This window comes from Afipia sp. GW822-FHT03D08 (assembly GCF_058801645.1).
The window spans coordinates 2726399-2742896 of record NZ_JBXANK010000001.1 but is presented as its reverse complement, the minus strand read 5'-3'; the positions used below and the strand labels follow the sequence as shown (position 1 = coordinate 2742896).

Annotated in this window: 13 protein-coding genes; 9 read left to right on the top strand and 4 right to left on the bottom strand. The window is 62.4% G+C overall.

Features of this window, described 5'->3' with window-relative positions; genetic code table 11:
* Positions 1–87 precede the first annotated feature (87 nt).
* Complete coding sequence (locus AC1RM7_RS13530; RefSeq protein WP_492837613.1) at positions 88–600, bottom strand: GNAT family N-acetyltransferase; 513 nt, start codon at positions 598–600, stop codon at positions 88–90.
* Positions 597–2123, bottom strand: a complete 1527-nt coding sequence (locus tag AC1RM7_RS13525; RefSeq protein WP_492837615.1) for a malonate--CoA ligase — start codon at positions 2121–2123, stop codon at positions 597–599. The genes AC1RM7_RS13530 and AC1RM7_RS13525 overlap by 4 nt, the downstream gene beginning before the upstream one ends.
* An 80-nt stretch (positions 2124–2203) precedes the next feature.
* Here AC1RM7_RS13525 and AC1RM7_RS13520 point away from each other — a divergent pair, with 80 nt between their 5' ends.
* The 8 genes from AC1RM7_RS13520 to AC1RM7_RS13485 all read left to right on the top strand — a co-directional run bounded on the left by AC1RM7_RS13520 (position 2204) and on the right by AC1RM7_RS13485 (position 11881).
* On the top strand, positions 2204–2959 hold the full coding sequence (locus tag AC1RM7_RS13520; protein WP_492837617.1) for an SDR family oxidoreductase: 756 nt from the start codon (positions 2204–2206) through the stop codon (positions 2957–2959).
* A gap of 336 nt (positions 2960–3295) precedes the next feature.
* Positions 3296–3880, top strand: a complete 585-nt coding sequence (locus tag AC1RM7_RS13515; protein ID WP_024921149.1) for a fasciclin domain-containing protein — start codon at positions 3296–3298, stop codon at positions 3878–3880.
* 329 nt (positions 3881–4209) lie between these two features.
* Positions 4210–4773 carry a fasciclin domain-containing protein gene (locus tag AC1RM7_RS13510; protein WP_024921150.1) on the top strand — a complete coding sequence of 188 codons (564 nt, stop codon included), beginning with the start codon at positions 4210–4212 and terminating at the stop codon, positions 4771–4773.
* Positions 4774–4926: 153 nt separating this feature from the next.
* Positions 4927–5181: a hypothetical protein gene (locus AC1RM7_RS13505; protein ID WP_006023460.1), complete on the top strand. Its 255-nt coding sequence runs from the start codon at positions 4927–4929 to the stop codon at positions 5179–5181.
* Between the two features lie 138 nt (positions 5182–5319).
* Complete coding sequence (locus AC1RM7_RS13500) at positions 5320–5955, top strand: cytochrome b/b6 domain-containing protein (protein ID WP_006023461.1); 636 nt, start codon at positions 5320–5322, stop codon at positions 5953–5955.
* A gap of 218 nt (positions 5956–6173) precedes the next feature.
* A complete protein-coding gene (locus tag AC1RM7_RS13495; protein WP_024921151.1) occupies positions 6174–6959 on the top strand; it encodes a molybdopterin-dependent oxidoreductase in 786 nt (261 codons plus the stop codon).
* 350 nt (positions 6960–7309) lie between these two features.
* Positions 7310–8512, top strand: coding sequence for an efflux RND transporter periplasmic adaptor subunit (locus tag AC1RM7_RS13490; RefSeq protein ID WP_024921152.1), 1203 nt, complete (start codon positions 7310–7312; stop codon positions 8510–8512).
* A gap of 180 nt (positions 8513–8692) precedes the next feature.
* Positions 8693–11881, top strand: coding sequence for a multidrug efflux RND transporter permease subunit (locus AC1RM7_RS13485; RefSeq protein WP_024921153.1), 3189 nt, complete (start codon positions 8693–8695; stop codon positions 11879–11881).
* A 117-nt stretch (positions 11882–11998) separates the two neighbouring features.
* Here AC1RM7_RS13485 and AC1RM7_RS13480 read toward each other — a convergent pair whose 3' ends face one another.
* A complete protein-coding gene (locus tag AC1RM7_RS13480; protein ID WP_024921154.1) occupies positions 11999–13180 on the bottom strand; it encodes a YbfB/YjiJ family MFS transporter in 1182 nt (393 codons plus the stop codon).
* A 150-nt stretch (positions 13181–13330) separates the two neighbouring features.
* On the opposite strand from AC1RM7_RS13480, the gene leuB reads away from it, so the two are divergent.
* Positions 13331–14443: a 3-isopropylmalate dehydrogenase gene (gene leuB / locus AC1RM7_RS13475; RefSeq protein ID WP_024921155.1), complete on the top strand. Its 1113-nt coding sequence runs from the start codon at positions 13331–13333 to the stop codon at positions 14441–14443.
* 2 nt (positions 14444–14445) lie between these two features.
* Here leuB and AC1RM7_RS13470 read toward each other — a convergent pair whose 3' ends face one another.
* Positions 14446–16413, bottom strand: coding sequence for a caspase family protein (locus AC1RM7_RS13470; RefSeq protein WP_244434470.1), 1968 nt, complete (start codon positions 16411–16413; stop codon positions 14446–14448).
* Positions 16414–16498: the final 85 nt, after the last annotated feature.

Sequence of the window (16498 nt, the reverse complement as noted above, 5' to 3'; positions counted from 1 at the left end):
TCCATTTTCCGTTCGTCCCCGCGCAGGCGGGGACCCAGGGCAAGGAACTGGATTCCCGCTTTCGCGGGAATGAGCGGAGAGGGAACGTTAAACGCGGCGCGCGTCGTTGAGCTCGCGCTTCATGTAGAACTTCCGGTCATCCTCATCGATGACGCGGAAGCCCAGACGTTCATAGAGTTTCAAGGCGCGATTGCTGCGCACCACGGCGAGCGTCATCGGCTGACGCGCGCGCGTCGCCTGATCGATCAGATCGGTAATCAGCCGGGTGCCGACGCCGCGTCCCCGGAACGGAGCGTCGACGAAAATCTGCTCCAGATGGAGCGTGGAGTCCTGCACCGCGACCTGAATCCAGCCGACGTCACACCCATCGAGCGTGACGACCTGCACCTGATCCGCCTCCCAGAGATGACGCAGGTTTTCCTCCTGCCGCGTCACATCGAGCTTCAAATCCCGGATGATGTTGGCCATCGCGGAGAGATAAAGCTTGACGCAAAAGGCGAAGTCCTCGCTGCGGGCCGGACGAAGCACGATCGGCATGATGGCATCAGCCCTTATGATGTGGCGTGCGGCGGCCCGGACCATGTTCTGTAAACGTGTCATTTTTTGTAGATTTCGGAATAGGTGTCGCGCAGCACGTTCTTCTGCACCTTGCCCATGGTGTTGCGCGGCAGGTCGTCGACGAAGATCACGCGCTTGGGCATCTTGAACTTCGCCAGCCGTCCGTCGAGCGCGTGCAGCACCGTGGCCTCATCAAGTGGCGTTTTCTTGTCGCCGACCACGACCGCGGTGACGCCTTCACCGAAATCGGTATGCGGCACGCCGATCACAGCCGACTCGGTGACGCCGGGAATGGCGTCGATCTCGTTCTCGACTTCCTTCGGATAGACATTGAAGCCGCCGGAGATCACCAGATCCTTGCCGCGTCCGATGATGTGGACGTAGCCGCGATCGTCGATCTTGCCGAGATCGCCGGTGATGAAGAAGCCGTCGGCGCGGAATTCCGCCTTGGTCTTGTCCGGCATCCGCCAGTAGCCCTTGAACACGTTCGGACCCTTGACCTCGATCATGCCGATTTCTTCGCGCGCAAGTTCTTGTCCGGTTTCCGGATTGGTCACGCGCACCGAGACGCCCGGCAGCGGAAAGCCGACTGCACCCGGCACGCGCTCGCCGTCGTAGGGGTTCGATGTGTTCATGTTGGTTTCGGTCATGCCGTAGCGCTCGAGCACCGCATGGCCGGTGCGCGCCGACCATTCGCGATGGGTCTCCGCCAGCAGCGGCGCCGAGCCCGAAATGAACAGCCGCATGTGCGATGTGGAGTCTTTCGTCAGGTTCGGCGATTGCAGCAGCCGTGTGTAGAAGGTCGGCACGCCCATCAGCACGGTGGCGCGCCGCATGAGCTTGATAATCAGTTCGGGATCGAGCTTCGGCAGGAAGATCATCGATGCGCGCGCGAACAGCGTGACATTGCTCGCCACGAACAGGCCATGCGTATGATAGATCGGCAGCGCGTGGATCAGCACGTCGTCCTGCGTGAAGCGCCAGTAGTCGACGAGGCTCTGCGAGTTCGACGCCAGATTGTCGTGGGTCAGCATCGCGCCCTTGGAGCGGCCGGTGGTGCCCGAGGTGTAGAGAATGGCGGCGAGGTCATCGCCGGCGCGCACGACAGTGGCGAAATCGGATGCGGCCTTCGCCGCGCCATCGCTCAACGAGCCCTTGCCGTCGGCATCGAGCGTTTCGACCTTCGCGCCTGATCTGGCGGCAAGCTTGCCGATGCCGTCGGCCTTCGACGGATCGCACACGATCAGCGACGGCTCGGCGTCGCCGATAAAATATTCAAGCTCGTTGAGCGTGTAGGCGGTGTTCAGCGGCAGGAACACCGCACCGGCGCGCACGGTGGCCAGATACAGCACCAGCGCCTCGACCGACTTTTCCGTTTGCGCTGCAACACGGTCGCCGGGCTTCACGCCGCGCGAGACGATGACGTTCGCGACGCGTCCCGCCTGCGCGATCAGATCGGCATAGCTGATACGCGTCCCGTCAGATGTTTCGATGGCAAGCCTGCTGGTGTCTGCTGGCCCGTCGAACAGGCGAGAAAACAGGTTGGCGTTCGCGGCGGCGTTCATGCAACATTTCCATCGAGAGATCGGATTTTCCGGTTTTGAGTACACCAAAACCACAACGCGCAGCAACGGAGACAACCGGCATGAGCAATAACAAGAAACGTGTGGCCTGGATCACGGGAGGCGGAAGCGGCATCGGTCTTGCCGGTGCACAGGAACTCGCCAAGGAGGGATGGACCGTCGTGATCTCGGGACGCCGCAAGGATGTGCTCGATGAGGCTGTCGCAAGCATCGCCAAATCCGGCGGCAAGACCGAGGCGATCGTGCTGGATGTCTCAAGCGCCGCGGACGCCGAGAAGGTGGCGAAAGAGATCGTCGCCAAACATGGCCGGATCGATCTTCTGGTCAACAGCGCCGGCGTCAACGTGCCGAAGCGGAGCTGGGACGACATCACCACCGAAGGCTGGGACAAGCTGGTCGATATCAACCTCAGCGGCGTGATGTACTGCATGCGTGCGGTGCTGCCGGCGATGCGCGCGCAGAAGGACGGCGTCATCATCAACGTCGCCTCATGGGCGGGCCGTCATGTGTCGAAGATGACCGGACCGGCCTACACCACCACCAAGCACGCGGTGCTGGCGCTGACCCATTCGTTCAACATGGACGAATTCAAGAACGGCCTGCGCGCGTGCTGCCTCTCACCCGGCGAAGTCGCGACGCCGATCCTGAAGCTGCGCCCGGTGCCGCCGTCGGCCGAGGACATGGCGAAGATGCTTCAGCCGGAAGATCTCGGCCGCACCATCGCGTTCGTCGCCAGCATGCCCGCGCACGTCTGCATCAACGAGATCCTGATCTCGCCGACGCACAACCGCAGCTTTGTGACGCCAACGATGTTGTGATCGTCGTCGTCATTGCATCCTTCACCTCTCCCCGTTTACGGGGAGAGGCGAAGGATGCGAAGCAATCCGGGTGAGGGGACTGGCAGCAATCGAAATCTGCCCCTCACCCCAACCCTCTCCCCGCAAGCGGGGAGAGGGAGCGCATCGCTTCTGCCACCCCGCCCCACGTATCCCATCCGGAAAAGTTTCAAACTCCCGAAAATTTATTTCCTGAAACGCCTCGTCCCGGCTTCCGTAGCTCGGATAACGGCGGCGCGGTCGATCCTCCATAAGCCTGCGCTGCCGCCATGCCCGGCGGATGTCTGCCGGGATTTCCAATTCACCGGGAGTCCAAACATGTCCAAGCGTATTGCTCTGTTGTCCGCCGCCGCGATCGGCGCGCTGACTTTGACCGCCGTTGTGACCGCGCCAGTCCAGGCGCAGGACAAGATGATGAAGAGCGAAATGTCCGGCGAGAAGACCGTGATGGTCGGCGGCGCGCCGATGTATCCATCGAAGAACATCGTCGAGAACGCCGTGAATTCGAAGGATCACACCACGCTCGTCGCCGCCGTGAAGGCCGCGGGTCTTGTCGATACGCTGTCGAGCAAGGGCCCGTTCACCGTGTTCGCTCCGACCAACGCCGCTTTCGGCAAGCTGCCGGCCGGCACCGTCGACACGCTGGTGAAGCCTGAGAACAAGGCGACCCTGACCAAGATCCTCACCTATCACGTCGTGCCGGGCAAGCTGAACGCCGCCGATCTCAAGGACGGCCAGAAGCTGAAGACCGTGGAAGGTGAAGAACTGACCGTGAAGGCTTCCGGCGGCAAGGTCTCGCTGACCGATGCCAAGGGCGGCACCTCGACCGTGACCATCGCCGACGTCAACCAGTCGAACGGCGTGATTCACGTTATCGACACCGTGCTGATGCCGAAGTCTTAATCGCAGTCGTCATCGAACTCATAACAGACGTTCTCACCGACGTCGCAGTCGATCGCATTTGTCTGTCCCAAGAAACGCGATCGGAAGCGCGACGGGCGAGCCGGAGAAATTCGGCTCGCTTTTTTTTGCGCGCGATGCTCTGCGGTGGTTTGCCGCGCGTCACATCGCAACTTCGTGAAGTCTGAGACGTGCACTGCTGAAACCAAACAACCCACGGCCCGTAAATCGCACACGACGGCGATACGATCTTTTCCTCTGAAGAGATGACGGTCCGTCGGAAATTTCACGCCCGGCCCAGTTGCCGGTTTCACCATCAACGGAGATGATTCATGTCCAACACCTTATCGCGTTCTGCACTGATGTCGGCGGCCGTGTTCGGCGCGCTGATGATGACGGCGACTTTTGTCGCGCCGGTTCAGGCCAAGGAAAAGACCGTCATGGTCGGCGGCGCTGCGATGTATCCGTCCAAGAACATCGTCCAGAATGCGGTGAACTCGAAGGATCACACCACGCTGGTTGCTGCGGTGAAGGCCGCGGGCCTCGTGGATACACTCTCCGGCCCCGGACCGTTCACGGTGTTCGCGCCGACCAACGCGGCGTTCGCCAAGCTGCCCAAGGGCACTGTTGAGACGCTGGTGAAGCCTGAGAACAAGGCGACGCTCACGAAGATCCTCACCTATCACGTGGTGCCGGGCAAGCTTGCGGCTGCCGATCTCACCGACGGAAAGAAGCTGACCACGGTGGAGGGCGAGCAACTGACGGTGCGCAATGTCGGTGGCAAGGTGTCCATCGTCGATGCCAAGGGCGGAACTTCGCGTGTGACGATCTCCAACGTCAATCAGTCGAACGGCGTGATCCACGTCGTGAATTCGGTCCTGATGCCGGCGTCGTAAGGCCAAAGGCCCGCTTCTGCGCCTCTCCCCCGTGCGGGGAGAGGCGGCGGCCCTGATTTGGCAGCCGAACCCGCGGCATAGCCCTTTCGGGCTATGGAACGGGTCCGATCGGCATCGCGTTGATCCTATGGTCACTTCGACGCGAAGCCGCAGATGGGCGAACAGCTGGAGGTTCTCGGTGAGATCCTCGCGCGATTGAACCGGGACAAGGAAAGATTCGAGAAGCTTCTTGAGAATCCGGTTGATGCTCACTCGGACGAGTGTGTCCGCCAGGCGCTGGCCGGCACCGAACTGCTGATCGCAGACGTGCAAGTGCAAATTTACAAGCTATCGGCCGGTGACCGCGAAGCTGTGCCCGGCAGCGAAACGGACAGCGAGCCGGACACCTGGTTCCGTATCATCGAATAGCCGGGCCGCGCGGGCCTGCCTCGCGGTTTTGTGAACGGCCATCGTGGTGTTCGTCGCTGCGAATTTTGCGATGCGGGGCGTAACACGGTCTAGAATGCCCCGTATGGTGTTTGTGACATCGTGAAACCGGAAACGCTCATGTCCAGCATCGCCACCACAGATCGTCCGGCCGAACAGGCCGTGAGGTCGAAAACCATCCAGCCCGCCTGGGTACGGATCGTCCACTGGATCAACGCGGTGGCGATGGTCCTGATGATCATGTCCGGCTGGCAGATCTACAATGCGTCGCCGCTGTTCGGCTTTCTGCGCTTCTCGCATTCGATCACGCTGGGCGGCTGGCTCGGCGGCGCGCTGCAATGGCATTTCGCCGCGATGTGGCTGTTGATGGTCAACGGCCTTGTCTATCTCACCCTCGGCCTTGTCACCGGACGCTTCCGCAGGAAGCTGCTGCCGATCACCGTCGATGGCGTTGTCGGCGATACCAGGGCTGCGCTGACCGGCAAGCTCTCCCACGCCGATCTCACCACCTACAATTACGTGCAGAAGCTGCTCTATGCCGGCATCATCGTGGTCGGCATTGTGATCGTGCTGTCGGGATTGGCGATCTGGAAGCCGGTGCAACTGCAATGGCTGACCGCGTTGTTCGGCGGCTACGACGTGGCGCGTTATGTCCACTTCTTCTGCATGGCGGCGATCGTCGGATTCCTTGTGGTCCACGTCGCGCTGGCGCTGTTGGTGCCTAAGAGCCTGCGCGCCATGATTATCGGCAAGTAGGAACTCAAATCATGACGGGCCTGAACGTGCAGCAAGCACCCCATCACCTCTCCCGTGGGGAGAGGTCGATGCACCATCAGCGCGGTTACGCGCGTCTTCGGCGCGCTATGGTGCATCGGGTGAGGGTGTACGCTTTCTCGATAGATTCTACGCCCTCACCCCAGCCCTCTCCCCACGGGAGAGGGGGTTTGATCGTGCCGGATTGGGAGGAATAGACGATGGGCCGTATGCGCAAACTTCTGATCCCCGGCGTCGACAAGCAATTGCTGGTCAGGGACGCGGCAAAGCTGATGCCCGATCTCACCCGCCGGCGCTTCATTTCGGGCGGCGCCAGCCTCGGCGCGCTGACACTGCTGACCGGCTGCGACGTCACCGACAGCTTCTCGGCTGAATCGATGCTGACGCAGATCTCGAAATTCAACGACGCGGTTCAGGCGAAGCTGTTCAATCCGAACACGCTGGCGCCGACATTTCCCGAGAGCGCGATCACGCGGCCGTTCCCGTTCAATGCCTATTACGCCCTCGCCGATGCGCCTGACGTTGACGGCAGCACCTGGAAGCTCGAGGTGCGCGGCCTTGTCGAGAACAAGAAGCCGTGGACGCTCGATGAGCTTTACCAACTGCCGCAGGAAAAGCAGATCACGCGGCACATCTGCGTGGAAGGCTGGAGCGCGATCGGAAGCTGGACCGGCACGCCGCTGCGTCACTTCCTGCAACTGGTCGGCGCGGACATGCGCGCGAAATATGTCTGGTTCAATTGCGCCGACATGGACGGCTACAATTCACCCCTCGACATGGCGACCGCGCTGCATCCGCAGACCCAGATGACGTTCAAGTTCGACAACGACATTTTGCCGCGCGCCTACGGCTATCCGATGAAAATCCGGGTGCCGACCAAGCTCGGGTTCAAGAACCCGAAGTATGTGATCTCCCTGGAAGTCACCAACGACTACAAGGGCGGTTATTGGGAAGACCAGGGCTACAACTCGTTCAGCGGCAGCTAGGGCGGGGCCAGTTTCCCGCCATGTATCAACCACCTATGCGAAAAACGCGGGCTTGAGTCGCCCTTGCCACGAAAGCGGGCATTTGCCGCCCCTGCATCCTTTTGCCTCAAAGGCAGTCAGGCGCTCACACGCCGCTGACGTAATCGTGAGCAGTCTTAACGGCTGTTAACATCTTTAAAAACAGTGGCTTATGAAGGCCGCGACATCGGGTCACCCCGTCGGGATGTTGCGATGCACACCGGCACAATTCATGCTGAGGACAATCAGCAAGGATCGTGCATCGGGTCGCTTTTCAGCGGTTGGTCCCGGTCGTTCTGGTTTCCGGTTATGCGAAATAAGAAGGATACGATATGCCCCCGCGTCCCAACGCGATGACTTCAATGGCCCTGCTTTTTGGGGCTGCGGTTCTCCTCTCCGGCTGCAACGATCAGAGCGTCGCCTCCGCGCAGCCTCCCGAGCCCCCCGAAGTTAGCGTTGTCACCGTCAAGGCATCGTCGCAGGCGATCATCCGCGAGCTTCCGGGCCGCATCGCGCCGCTGCGGGTCGCGGACGTCCGCCCCCGCGTGTCCGGCATCATCCTGTCCCGCACCTTCGAGCAGGGCCGCGAGGTCAAGGCCGGCGAGCCGCTCTACCAGATCGATCCGAAGCCGTTTGAAGTCGAATTGCAGGCGGCGGAAGCCGCGCTGGCCAAGGCCGAGGCGGCGCTGTTGCAGGCCAGCCAGCATGCCATCCGCATCGAAACCCTGACCAAGAGCAACGCCGCCTCGCAGGCCGCCAATGAAGTCGCGGTCGCCAATCTGGCGCAGGCCAAGGCGGATCTCGCCGCGCGCAACGCCGACCTGTCGCGTGCGCGTCTCAATCTCGACTACGCCACCATCAAGGCACCGATCAACGGCATCATCGGCGCGGCGCTGCTGAGCGAAGGCGTCCTCGTGGTGCAGAACGAGGCTCATGCGCTGGCGACGATTCAGCAGATCGATTCCGTCTACGCCGACTTCACCCAGTCGGTGAACGAGCTCAACAAGCTGCGCCGAGATTTCGACCGCGGCGATCTCGATGCGGTGTCGCCGGATGCCGCCAAGGTGCGCCTCGTGCTCGACGACGGCTCGATCTATCCGCTCGACGGCAAGCTGCTGTTCTCCGACGCCAAGGTCGATGCCGGCACCGGACAGGTGACCCTGCGCGGCGAATTCAAGAATCCGAAGCGCGAACTCCTGCCCGGCATGTTCGTCCGCGTTCAGATCGAGCAGGGCCGCGACCCCGATGCCATCGTGGTGCCGCCGCAAGCGGTCCAGCGCAATTCATCCGGCGCCAGCGAAGTGTTTCTGGTCAAGGATGACAGCCGCATTGTCGCCCAGCCGGTCCGCACCGGTGGCATTGTTGACGGCCAGTGGCTGATTACCGAAGGCCTCAAGCCCGGCCAGCGTGTCGTGGTCGAAGGCTTCCAGAAGTTCGCCGTCGGCGATGCCGTCAAGGCCAGCGACTGGCGCGTCTCCGGTGAAACCGGCCGCCAGTTCGACAAGTCGGCCAGCGCGTCGGACCAGGTGCGCTAGCAGCCTCGATCGTCATTGCGAGAGGCGCGAAGCAATCCAGACACACTGGACGGCTTCGTCGCGGCGCTCGCAATGACGAATCGTGTCCCTCTCCCGGTTGGATGAGGTGAAGTCAATTCACGTTGAATATTTTTGGCGGTCGTCACTCCGCCTCTGAAACCAGACCGAGAGAACCGAACCATGCCCGCCTTTTTTATCGACCGCCCGATTTTCGCTTGGGTGGTGGCGCTGTTCATTTGTTTGATCGGTCTGATCTCGATTCCGTTCCTGGCGATCGCGCAGTATCCGATCATCGCGCCGCCTTCGATTTCGATCTCGACCAGCTATCCCGGCTCGTCGCCCGAAGAACTCTACAACTCGACCACACGCCTGATCGAGGAAGAGCTGAACGGCGCGTCCGGCATTCTCAACTTCGAATCCACCAGTGACTCGCTCGGTCAGGTGGAAATCATCGCCAATTTCGTTCCGGGCACGGATTCCAACCTCGCCTCGGTCGAAGTGCAGAACCGCATCAAGCGCGTCGAGGCACGCCTGCCGCGCGCGGTGATCCAGCAGGGCATCCTTGTCGAGGAAGCCTCCAGCGCGGTGCTGCAGATCATCACGCTGAAATCCACCGACGGCAGCCTGGATGAGGTCGGTCTCGGCGACTTCATGATCCGCAACGTGCTCGGGGAAATCCGCCGCATTCCCGGCGTCGGCCGCGCGACGCTGTATTCGACCGAGCGCTCGCTGCGCATCTGGATCGATCCGGTCAAGCTGATCGGCTACAACCTTACTGCCGACGACGTGACCAAGGCTATCACTGCACAGAACGCGCAGGTGGCATCCGGCAGCGTCGGCGCCGAGCCGAGCCGAAAGGATCAGGCGATCTCCGCGCTCGTTCTGGTGAAGGGCCAGCTCACCTCCGCCGACGAGTTCGGCGCCATCGTGCTGAAGGCCAATCCGGACGGCTCGACCGTGCGCCTGCGCGATGTCGCGCGCATCGAGATCGGCGGCATGGGCTATCAGTTCACCACCCGGCAGGACGGCAAGGCCATTGCCGGCCTCTCGGTGCTGCTCGCGCCGACCGGCAACGCACTGGCAACGGCGAGCGCGGTGCAGGCGAAGATGGATGAACTGTCGAAGTTCTTCCCGTCCAACATCACCTACGACATTCCCTACAACATCACCCCGGTGGTGAAGGCGTCGATCTCCAAGGTGGTGCAGACGCTGATCGAGGCGGTGGTCCTCGTCTTCATCGTGATGTTCTTATTTTTGCAGAACTTCCGCTACACGCTGATCCCGACCATCGTCGTCCCGATCGCGCTGCTCGGCACCTGTACGGCGCTCTACATGTTCGGATACTCCATCAACATGCTGACCATGTTCGGCATGGTGCTGGCGATCGGCATTCTGGTCGATGACGCCATCGTGGTGGTCGAAAACGTCGAGCGCATCATGTCGGAGGAAGGACTGTCGCCGAAGGAGGCGACGCGCAAGGCGATGTCGCAGATCACCAGCGCGATCATCGGCATCACGCTGGTGCTGGTCGCGGTGTTCGTGCCGATGGCGTTCTTCCCCGGCTCGGTCGGCATCATCTATCGCCAGTTCTCGGTGACCATCGTGGCCGCGATCTCGTTCTCCGCATTGATGGCGCTGTCGCTGACGCCCGCCTTGTGTGCGACGCTGCTCAAGCCGGTGGAGGCGGGCCACGGCCATGCGAAGACCGGCGTGTTCGGCTGGTTCAACAAGCGGCTCGATGGCGCGCGGGACGGCTACGGCCGCGTGGTCGGCTGGTCGATCCAGCGCACCGGACGGCTGCTGATCCTGTACGCGGTGCTGCTCGGCGGTCTCGTGTTCGGTTTCTCGCGTCTGCCCGGCGGCTTTTTGCCGGTGGACGATCAGGGCTTCATCACCGTGGACGTGCAGACGCCTTCGGATTCGTCATTCAATCGTACCCAGGCCGCTGTCGAGAAGGTCGAGCAGTATCTGGCGAAGCGTTCCGGCATCGAGGACGTCACCTTCCTCACCGGCTTCAGCTTTTTAGGCCAGGGCCAGAACACGGCGCAGGCGTTCGTGACGCTGAAGGACTGGTCGGAGCGCGGGCCGAATGATTCCGCGGCCGCCATTGTGGCCGACATCAACAATTCGATGAAATCGATCCGTGACGCCAAGGTCTCGGCGCTGCAGCCGCCGCCGATCGACAACCTCGGGAACTCGTCCGGCTTCTCGTTCCGTCTGCAGGATCGCGGACAGAAGGGCTATGCCGCGCTGATGCAGGCGAAGGAGCAGTTGCTCGCCGCTGCGAAGCAGAGCCCGGTGCTGCAGAATGTCTATGCCGAAGGCCTCCCCGAAGCGCCGCAGGTCCAGCTTCTGATCGACCGCGAACAGGCGGCGGCGCAGGGCGTCACCTTCGCCGACATCAACAGCACGATCTCGACCAATCTCGGCTCGGCCTATGTCAACGACTTTCCGAATCGCGGGCGCATGCAGCGCGTCATCGTGCAGGCCGACAGCGTCGGCCGCATGAACGCGCAGGACATCCTGAAATACAACGTCAAGAACAGCCGCGGCGATCTGGTGCCGCTGTCATCGTTCGCGACGATTAAATGGACGGTCGGCCCGACCCAGATCGTCGGCTTCAATTACTATCCATCGGTGCGCATCTCCGGTGAGGCCAAGCCCGGCTACACCTCGGGCGATGCGATTGCGGAGATGGAGCGGCTCACCGCGAAGCTGCCGCGCGGCTTCGGCTTCGAGTGGACCGGGCAGTCGTTGCAGGAAAAGCTGTCGGGCTCGCAGGCGCCGTTCCTGCTCGCGCTCTCGGCGCTGATCGTGTTCCTGTGTCTGGCCGCGCTCTATGAGAGCTGGACCATTCCGCTGGCGGTGCTGATGACGGTGCCGCTCGGCATTCTCGGCGCGGTGGTGGCGGCGATGTCGCGCAGCCTGTCGAACGACGTCTACTTCACGGTGGCGCTGATCACGATCATCGGCCTCGCTGCCAAGGACGCGATTCTCATCATCGAGTTCGCCAAGGATCTGCGCGCGAAAGGCACGCCGCTGATGCAGGCGACCATGGAAGCGTGTCATCTGCGCTTCCGCCCCATTCTGATGACCGGTCTCGCGTTCGTCTGCGGCGTGCTGCCGATGGTGATCGCGTCCGGCGCCGGCGCCAAGAGCCAGCAGGCGCTCGGCACCACGGTGATGGGCGGCATGATCGCGGTCGTGGTGCTGGCGCTCTTGATGGTGCCGGTGTTCTTCGTCGCGGTGACGAAGTTCTTCTCGAAGAACGAACGCGACGGTGAAGTCACGCCTGAGAAGGGATCGAAGCTGGAGCGGCTGCTCGGGATGTTCCGGCGCAGTCGTTCGGCGCAGACCCCGGCTGGATGAGCGCTCGCAACTAACAGTGTCGTTCCGGGTCGCGAGCAACGCGAGCGAGCCCGGAATCCATCTTCGTTATATGTGGATTCCGGATCGGCTCGCTTTGCGAGCCGTCCGGAATGACGGTTACATCGCCTTCACCGGCCGCTGGAATGCGCAGAGGATCGCGCCCAGCGCCAGTGCGGCGGTGGAAACGCGCAGCGCATAGGACAGGCCCATCACGTCGGTGATCGCGCCGGTGACGAACGGGCCGAGCGTCTGGCCGAGGCCGAAGGTGATGGTCATGATGCCGATCACTTTGGCCCATGCGTCCGGCGGATAGTTCAGCCGCGTGAACACGGTGGTGGCAGCCACCACGGGAAAGAACGACAGGCCGAACACGAAGGCCGACGCCATCAGCAGCGGCGGCGACGTGCCCAACTGCGCGATGAATGTCCCGAGACAGGTGACGGCGATCATGATCGCGATGGTCGTGCCGCTGTTGCCCCGCGCCATCACGCCGCGCCACAGCCACGATCCTGCGAACGACATCAATCCGATCAGGCACCAGAGCGCACTCTGCGCCGCCGCTCCGCCGCCGCCATCGCGGACATAGGCGATCATGAAAGTCATGTAGGCGATATAGCCCGCGCCGAACAGAAAATAGCCGGCGAGATAGACCGCGATCGGGCGCAGTGACACCGGTGACGATTCGGCCGATGTTTCGCTGGCCGCGACGTCGATCGGATTGAGCATCAGCGGGATCATCATCAGGGCCGAGATGATGGTCAGCGCTGCCCACACGATCCACCACGAGCCGGGACCGAAATACGCGAGCAGAAACGGAGCGGCGAGGCCCGAGACGATGAGGCCGGTGCCGGGGCCGGTGTAGAACAGGTTGAGCAGCAGCGCGGATTTCATCGGCCGCGATTGCGCGATGGTCGCAGCCAGCGTGCCGCCGCCGACAAAGGTCGTTGCCGCGCCGAGGCCCGACAGCAGGCGTCCGAAGCCGAACACCAGCGCATTGCCCGACAGCGCACAGATTCCGAGCGAGACGACGCAGGCCAGCGCACCGATCCAGACCGACCGGAACACCCCGACGCGGCGGATGAAGGCGGCTGCGCCCAGCGCGCCGGCGAGATAGCCGATGGCGTTGATCGTGTTCATGAAGCCGGCGGTCGAATACGACCAGCCGAGCGAGTCGCGCATGTCCGGCAGCACCAGCGTGTAGCCGAAGCGGGCGATGCCGAGGCCGATGGCCGGCGCCAGCGCGAGGATCAGGATCATGCGCATCGGGCGCGCGAAAGGTGCTGGGTCGGGCGATCTCATGGAAGCTCAGCTCCGGCGGGAGCGGTACATGTGGCAGTTTCCGCCCGGCTTGGCCAATGAGATCGGGGCAATGGTGTCTTGCCAATTCTGCAATGGCGTTTTAGCAAGTCGGCGCAAGGCGCAGACATCAACATTCAAGGCAACTCGATCATGGCATCGCACAAACTCCTCCTTCTCCCCGGCGACGGGATCGGCACCGAAGTGATGGCGGAGGTGAAGCGCATCATCGACTGGCTGAACAAGCACGGGTCCTGCTCGTTCGAGACCGAAAGCGGTCTGGTCGGCGGATCGAGCTTTGATGCCGACAAGGTCGCGATCACCGATGCGACCATGGCGCGCGCGCAGGCCGCGGACGCGGTGATCTTCGGCGCGGTCGGCGGACCGAAGTGGGCGGACGTTCCTTATGAAGCGCGTCCGGAAGCCGGCCTGCTGCGTCTGCGCAAGGACATGGCGCTGTTCGCCAACCTGCGCCCGGCGATCTGCTATCCGGCGCTTGCCGAATCCTCCAGCCTCAAGAAGGAGGTTGTCGAAGGCCTCGACATCATGATCGTGCGCGAGCTGACCGGCGGCGTGTACTTCGGCGAGCCGAAGACCATCACCGATCTCGGCAACGGCCAGAAGCGCGCCATCGATACCCAGGTCTACGACACGTATGAAATCGAGCGCATCGCGCGTGTCGCCTTCGACCTCGCGCGCAAGCGCCGCAACAAGATGACGTCGATGGAAAAGCACAACGTCATGAAGAGCGGCGTGCTCTGGAAGGAAGTCGTGACGCAGGTGCATGCGCGCGAATACAAGGACGTCGAGCTTGAGCATCAGTTGGCTGACGCCGGCGGCATGCAGCTCGTGCGCTGGCCGAAGCAGTTCGACGTGATCGTCACCGACAACCTGTTTGGCGACATGCTGTCCGATATCGCTGCGATGCTGACCGGCTCGCTCGGCATGCTGCCGTCGGCCTCGCTCGGCGAAGTCGATCCGAAAACAAAAAAGCGCAAGGCGCTGTACGAGCCGGTGCATGGTTCGGCGCCGGACATCGCCGGCAAGGGCATGGCCAATCCGATTGCGATGATCGCCTCGTTCGTGATGGCGCTGCGCTACTCGTTCGATTTGCAGAACGAAGCCGACATGATCGACGCGGCGATTGCCGCGACGCTGGCCAAGGGTCTGCGCACCGCGGACCTCAAGTCGGACGGCGCGACGATCGTTTCCACCTCGCAGATGGGCGAGGCGATTGTGAAGGAACTGGACGCGCTGACGGCGTAAGGTCAGCTTCCCCCACGAGCGACGCACGTTTCGATGGCGGCAAAGTTGCCCCCGGATGAGCCGTTGTGCGCACCGTTGTTTGAGCTTGCATACGTTGCCGCGCCATATTTGGCGCGGCAGCGTGCGTAGAGGGCCTCTTTCGAAGCTTCCGGCTTCGCTTCGCGCGGCGGACATGGATTTGATGTGCCCGACAGGGCGGTGAAGCTGGTCCCTGCGGCCATGCTGCAGGGCGGAGTTGAAGACTGTTTTGACTCGGGCTTCTTGCTGGACGCCGGTTGTTCCTCGCGCTTTGCCACCGGCTCCGGCTTCTTCTTCACTTCGATCTTCTCGCAAGTGTTGTCGTCGCCGACTTCATAGCCTACGCGGCAGGTGATCTTGGTGCACTTGTCGCCGTCAGCCTTGTAGCCCCATTCGCAGACCAGCGGACACACGCGGCCCTGCCTCGCCTTCACCGCGTCAAGTGCATCGGCGCTGGCGAGTTTGATATCGAATTTCGTCTTGGCGTTCTTGTTGAACAGGTCGAGTGATTTCTGGGCTGCTGCGGTCCAATTGCCGTCGGTGGCGCCGGCATAGCAGCCGGCGCGCTTCAGTTCGATCTGCAATTGCTTTGGAACGTCGGCGACAATCACCGGCGCATCCGGCTTCGGTGCCGATTGATCCGGCGTCAGCGCGGCGACAGGTCCGATCGGCTTGTCGTCGCTGGCTTTCTGTTCGGTGGTCTTCTGTTCGGCGGCTTTCTTTTCAGCGGCAAGGCGCGCAGCGTCGGCCACCCTGGCATCTTCGGCAGCTTTTTTATCGGCGGCGGCACGCGCCCGTTCCTCTGCCTTTGCAAGCGCCGCAGCCTTGGCCTTCTCCGCTTCGGCCAGTTTGGCTTCCTCCGCCTTCTTCGCGAGCTCAGCCGCGACGCGCTGCTGCTCGGCCTTGCGGGCAAGTTCTGCGGCCTTGTCCTGTTCGGCTTTCTTCGCGCCTTCTATCGCAAGGCGTGTTTGTTCTTCCTGCGCGGTCTTGGCCTTCTCGGTCGCGGCGAGGCGTGCTTCCTCGGCGGCGAGCTTGTTGCGCTGGGCCTGCGCCAGTTTGGCGTAGAAACTGTCCGGGTAGGTCGCGATGAAGTAGTCCCATGCCTCGCGCGTGCCGACCCGTTCTGCAAGCTCGTAATCGCGGCGCAGGGATGAATTCGGATCCGTCTGTTGCGCGACTGGAGCAGCGGCGACGGCAGGCACGAGCGGCACGTCATTGCCGCCGAGCGAGCCATAGACGAACGGCTCCTGCTTGTTGTTCGTCACTTTCAGCACATCGTCGCGCACGAAGCCGAATGCCTTGCGCAGGTCGAGCCCCGGTTTGACGAGATGTTTCACCAGGGCGGTCGCGAACGGACTGTTCTTGCCTTCGCCGTCGGAAGCGGTCGAACCGGCCTTCGCGGCGAACGCGATCAGTGTGTTCGGATTGGCCGGCTCCACTTTCGCAAGTCCGCGGTTGACCGCGCGCGAGCCGATGGTGCGCTTCATCGTCTTGTTGAACGGGTTGTCGCGGCAGGCATCGAGAATGACGAGGCGAAGGTGCTTTGCCGGATCGGCCGCGACGATGAAACGGTCGAGCGGAAACGCTTCGTCGAGAACATCCGTATCGATTTCGAGTTTCGCATCGACGGGGATCAGATAGTTCGTGCCCTCAAGCTCGATGCCATGGCCCGCATAGTAGATCACCGCCACATCCGCATCGCGGACCTTGTTGCCGAACTCGCGTAGCGTGCGCTTCATTTCGATGCCCGACAGATTCGATTTTGCATCGACGGTGTCGAAACCGGCTTTCGTCAGGATGGCCGCGATGGCGGCGGCGTCGTTGGAGGGATTCGTGAGCGGCGCGACGTTCTGATAATCGGAATTGCCGATCACCAGTGCGACGCGCTTCTCGGCAAGCGCCGGTGTCAGCGCGGCTGTCAGGAAAGTCCATACGAGAAGCAAGCGTCGCATGCGCAAGGCGGCCTCGAAAATCAAAGTCCGGCAAACGTTAAAATATGCCGGAACTCTAGACCGGGGTCTGGCGGACGCAAAGTGC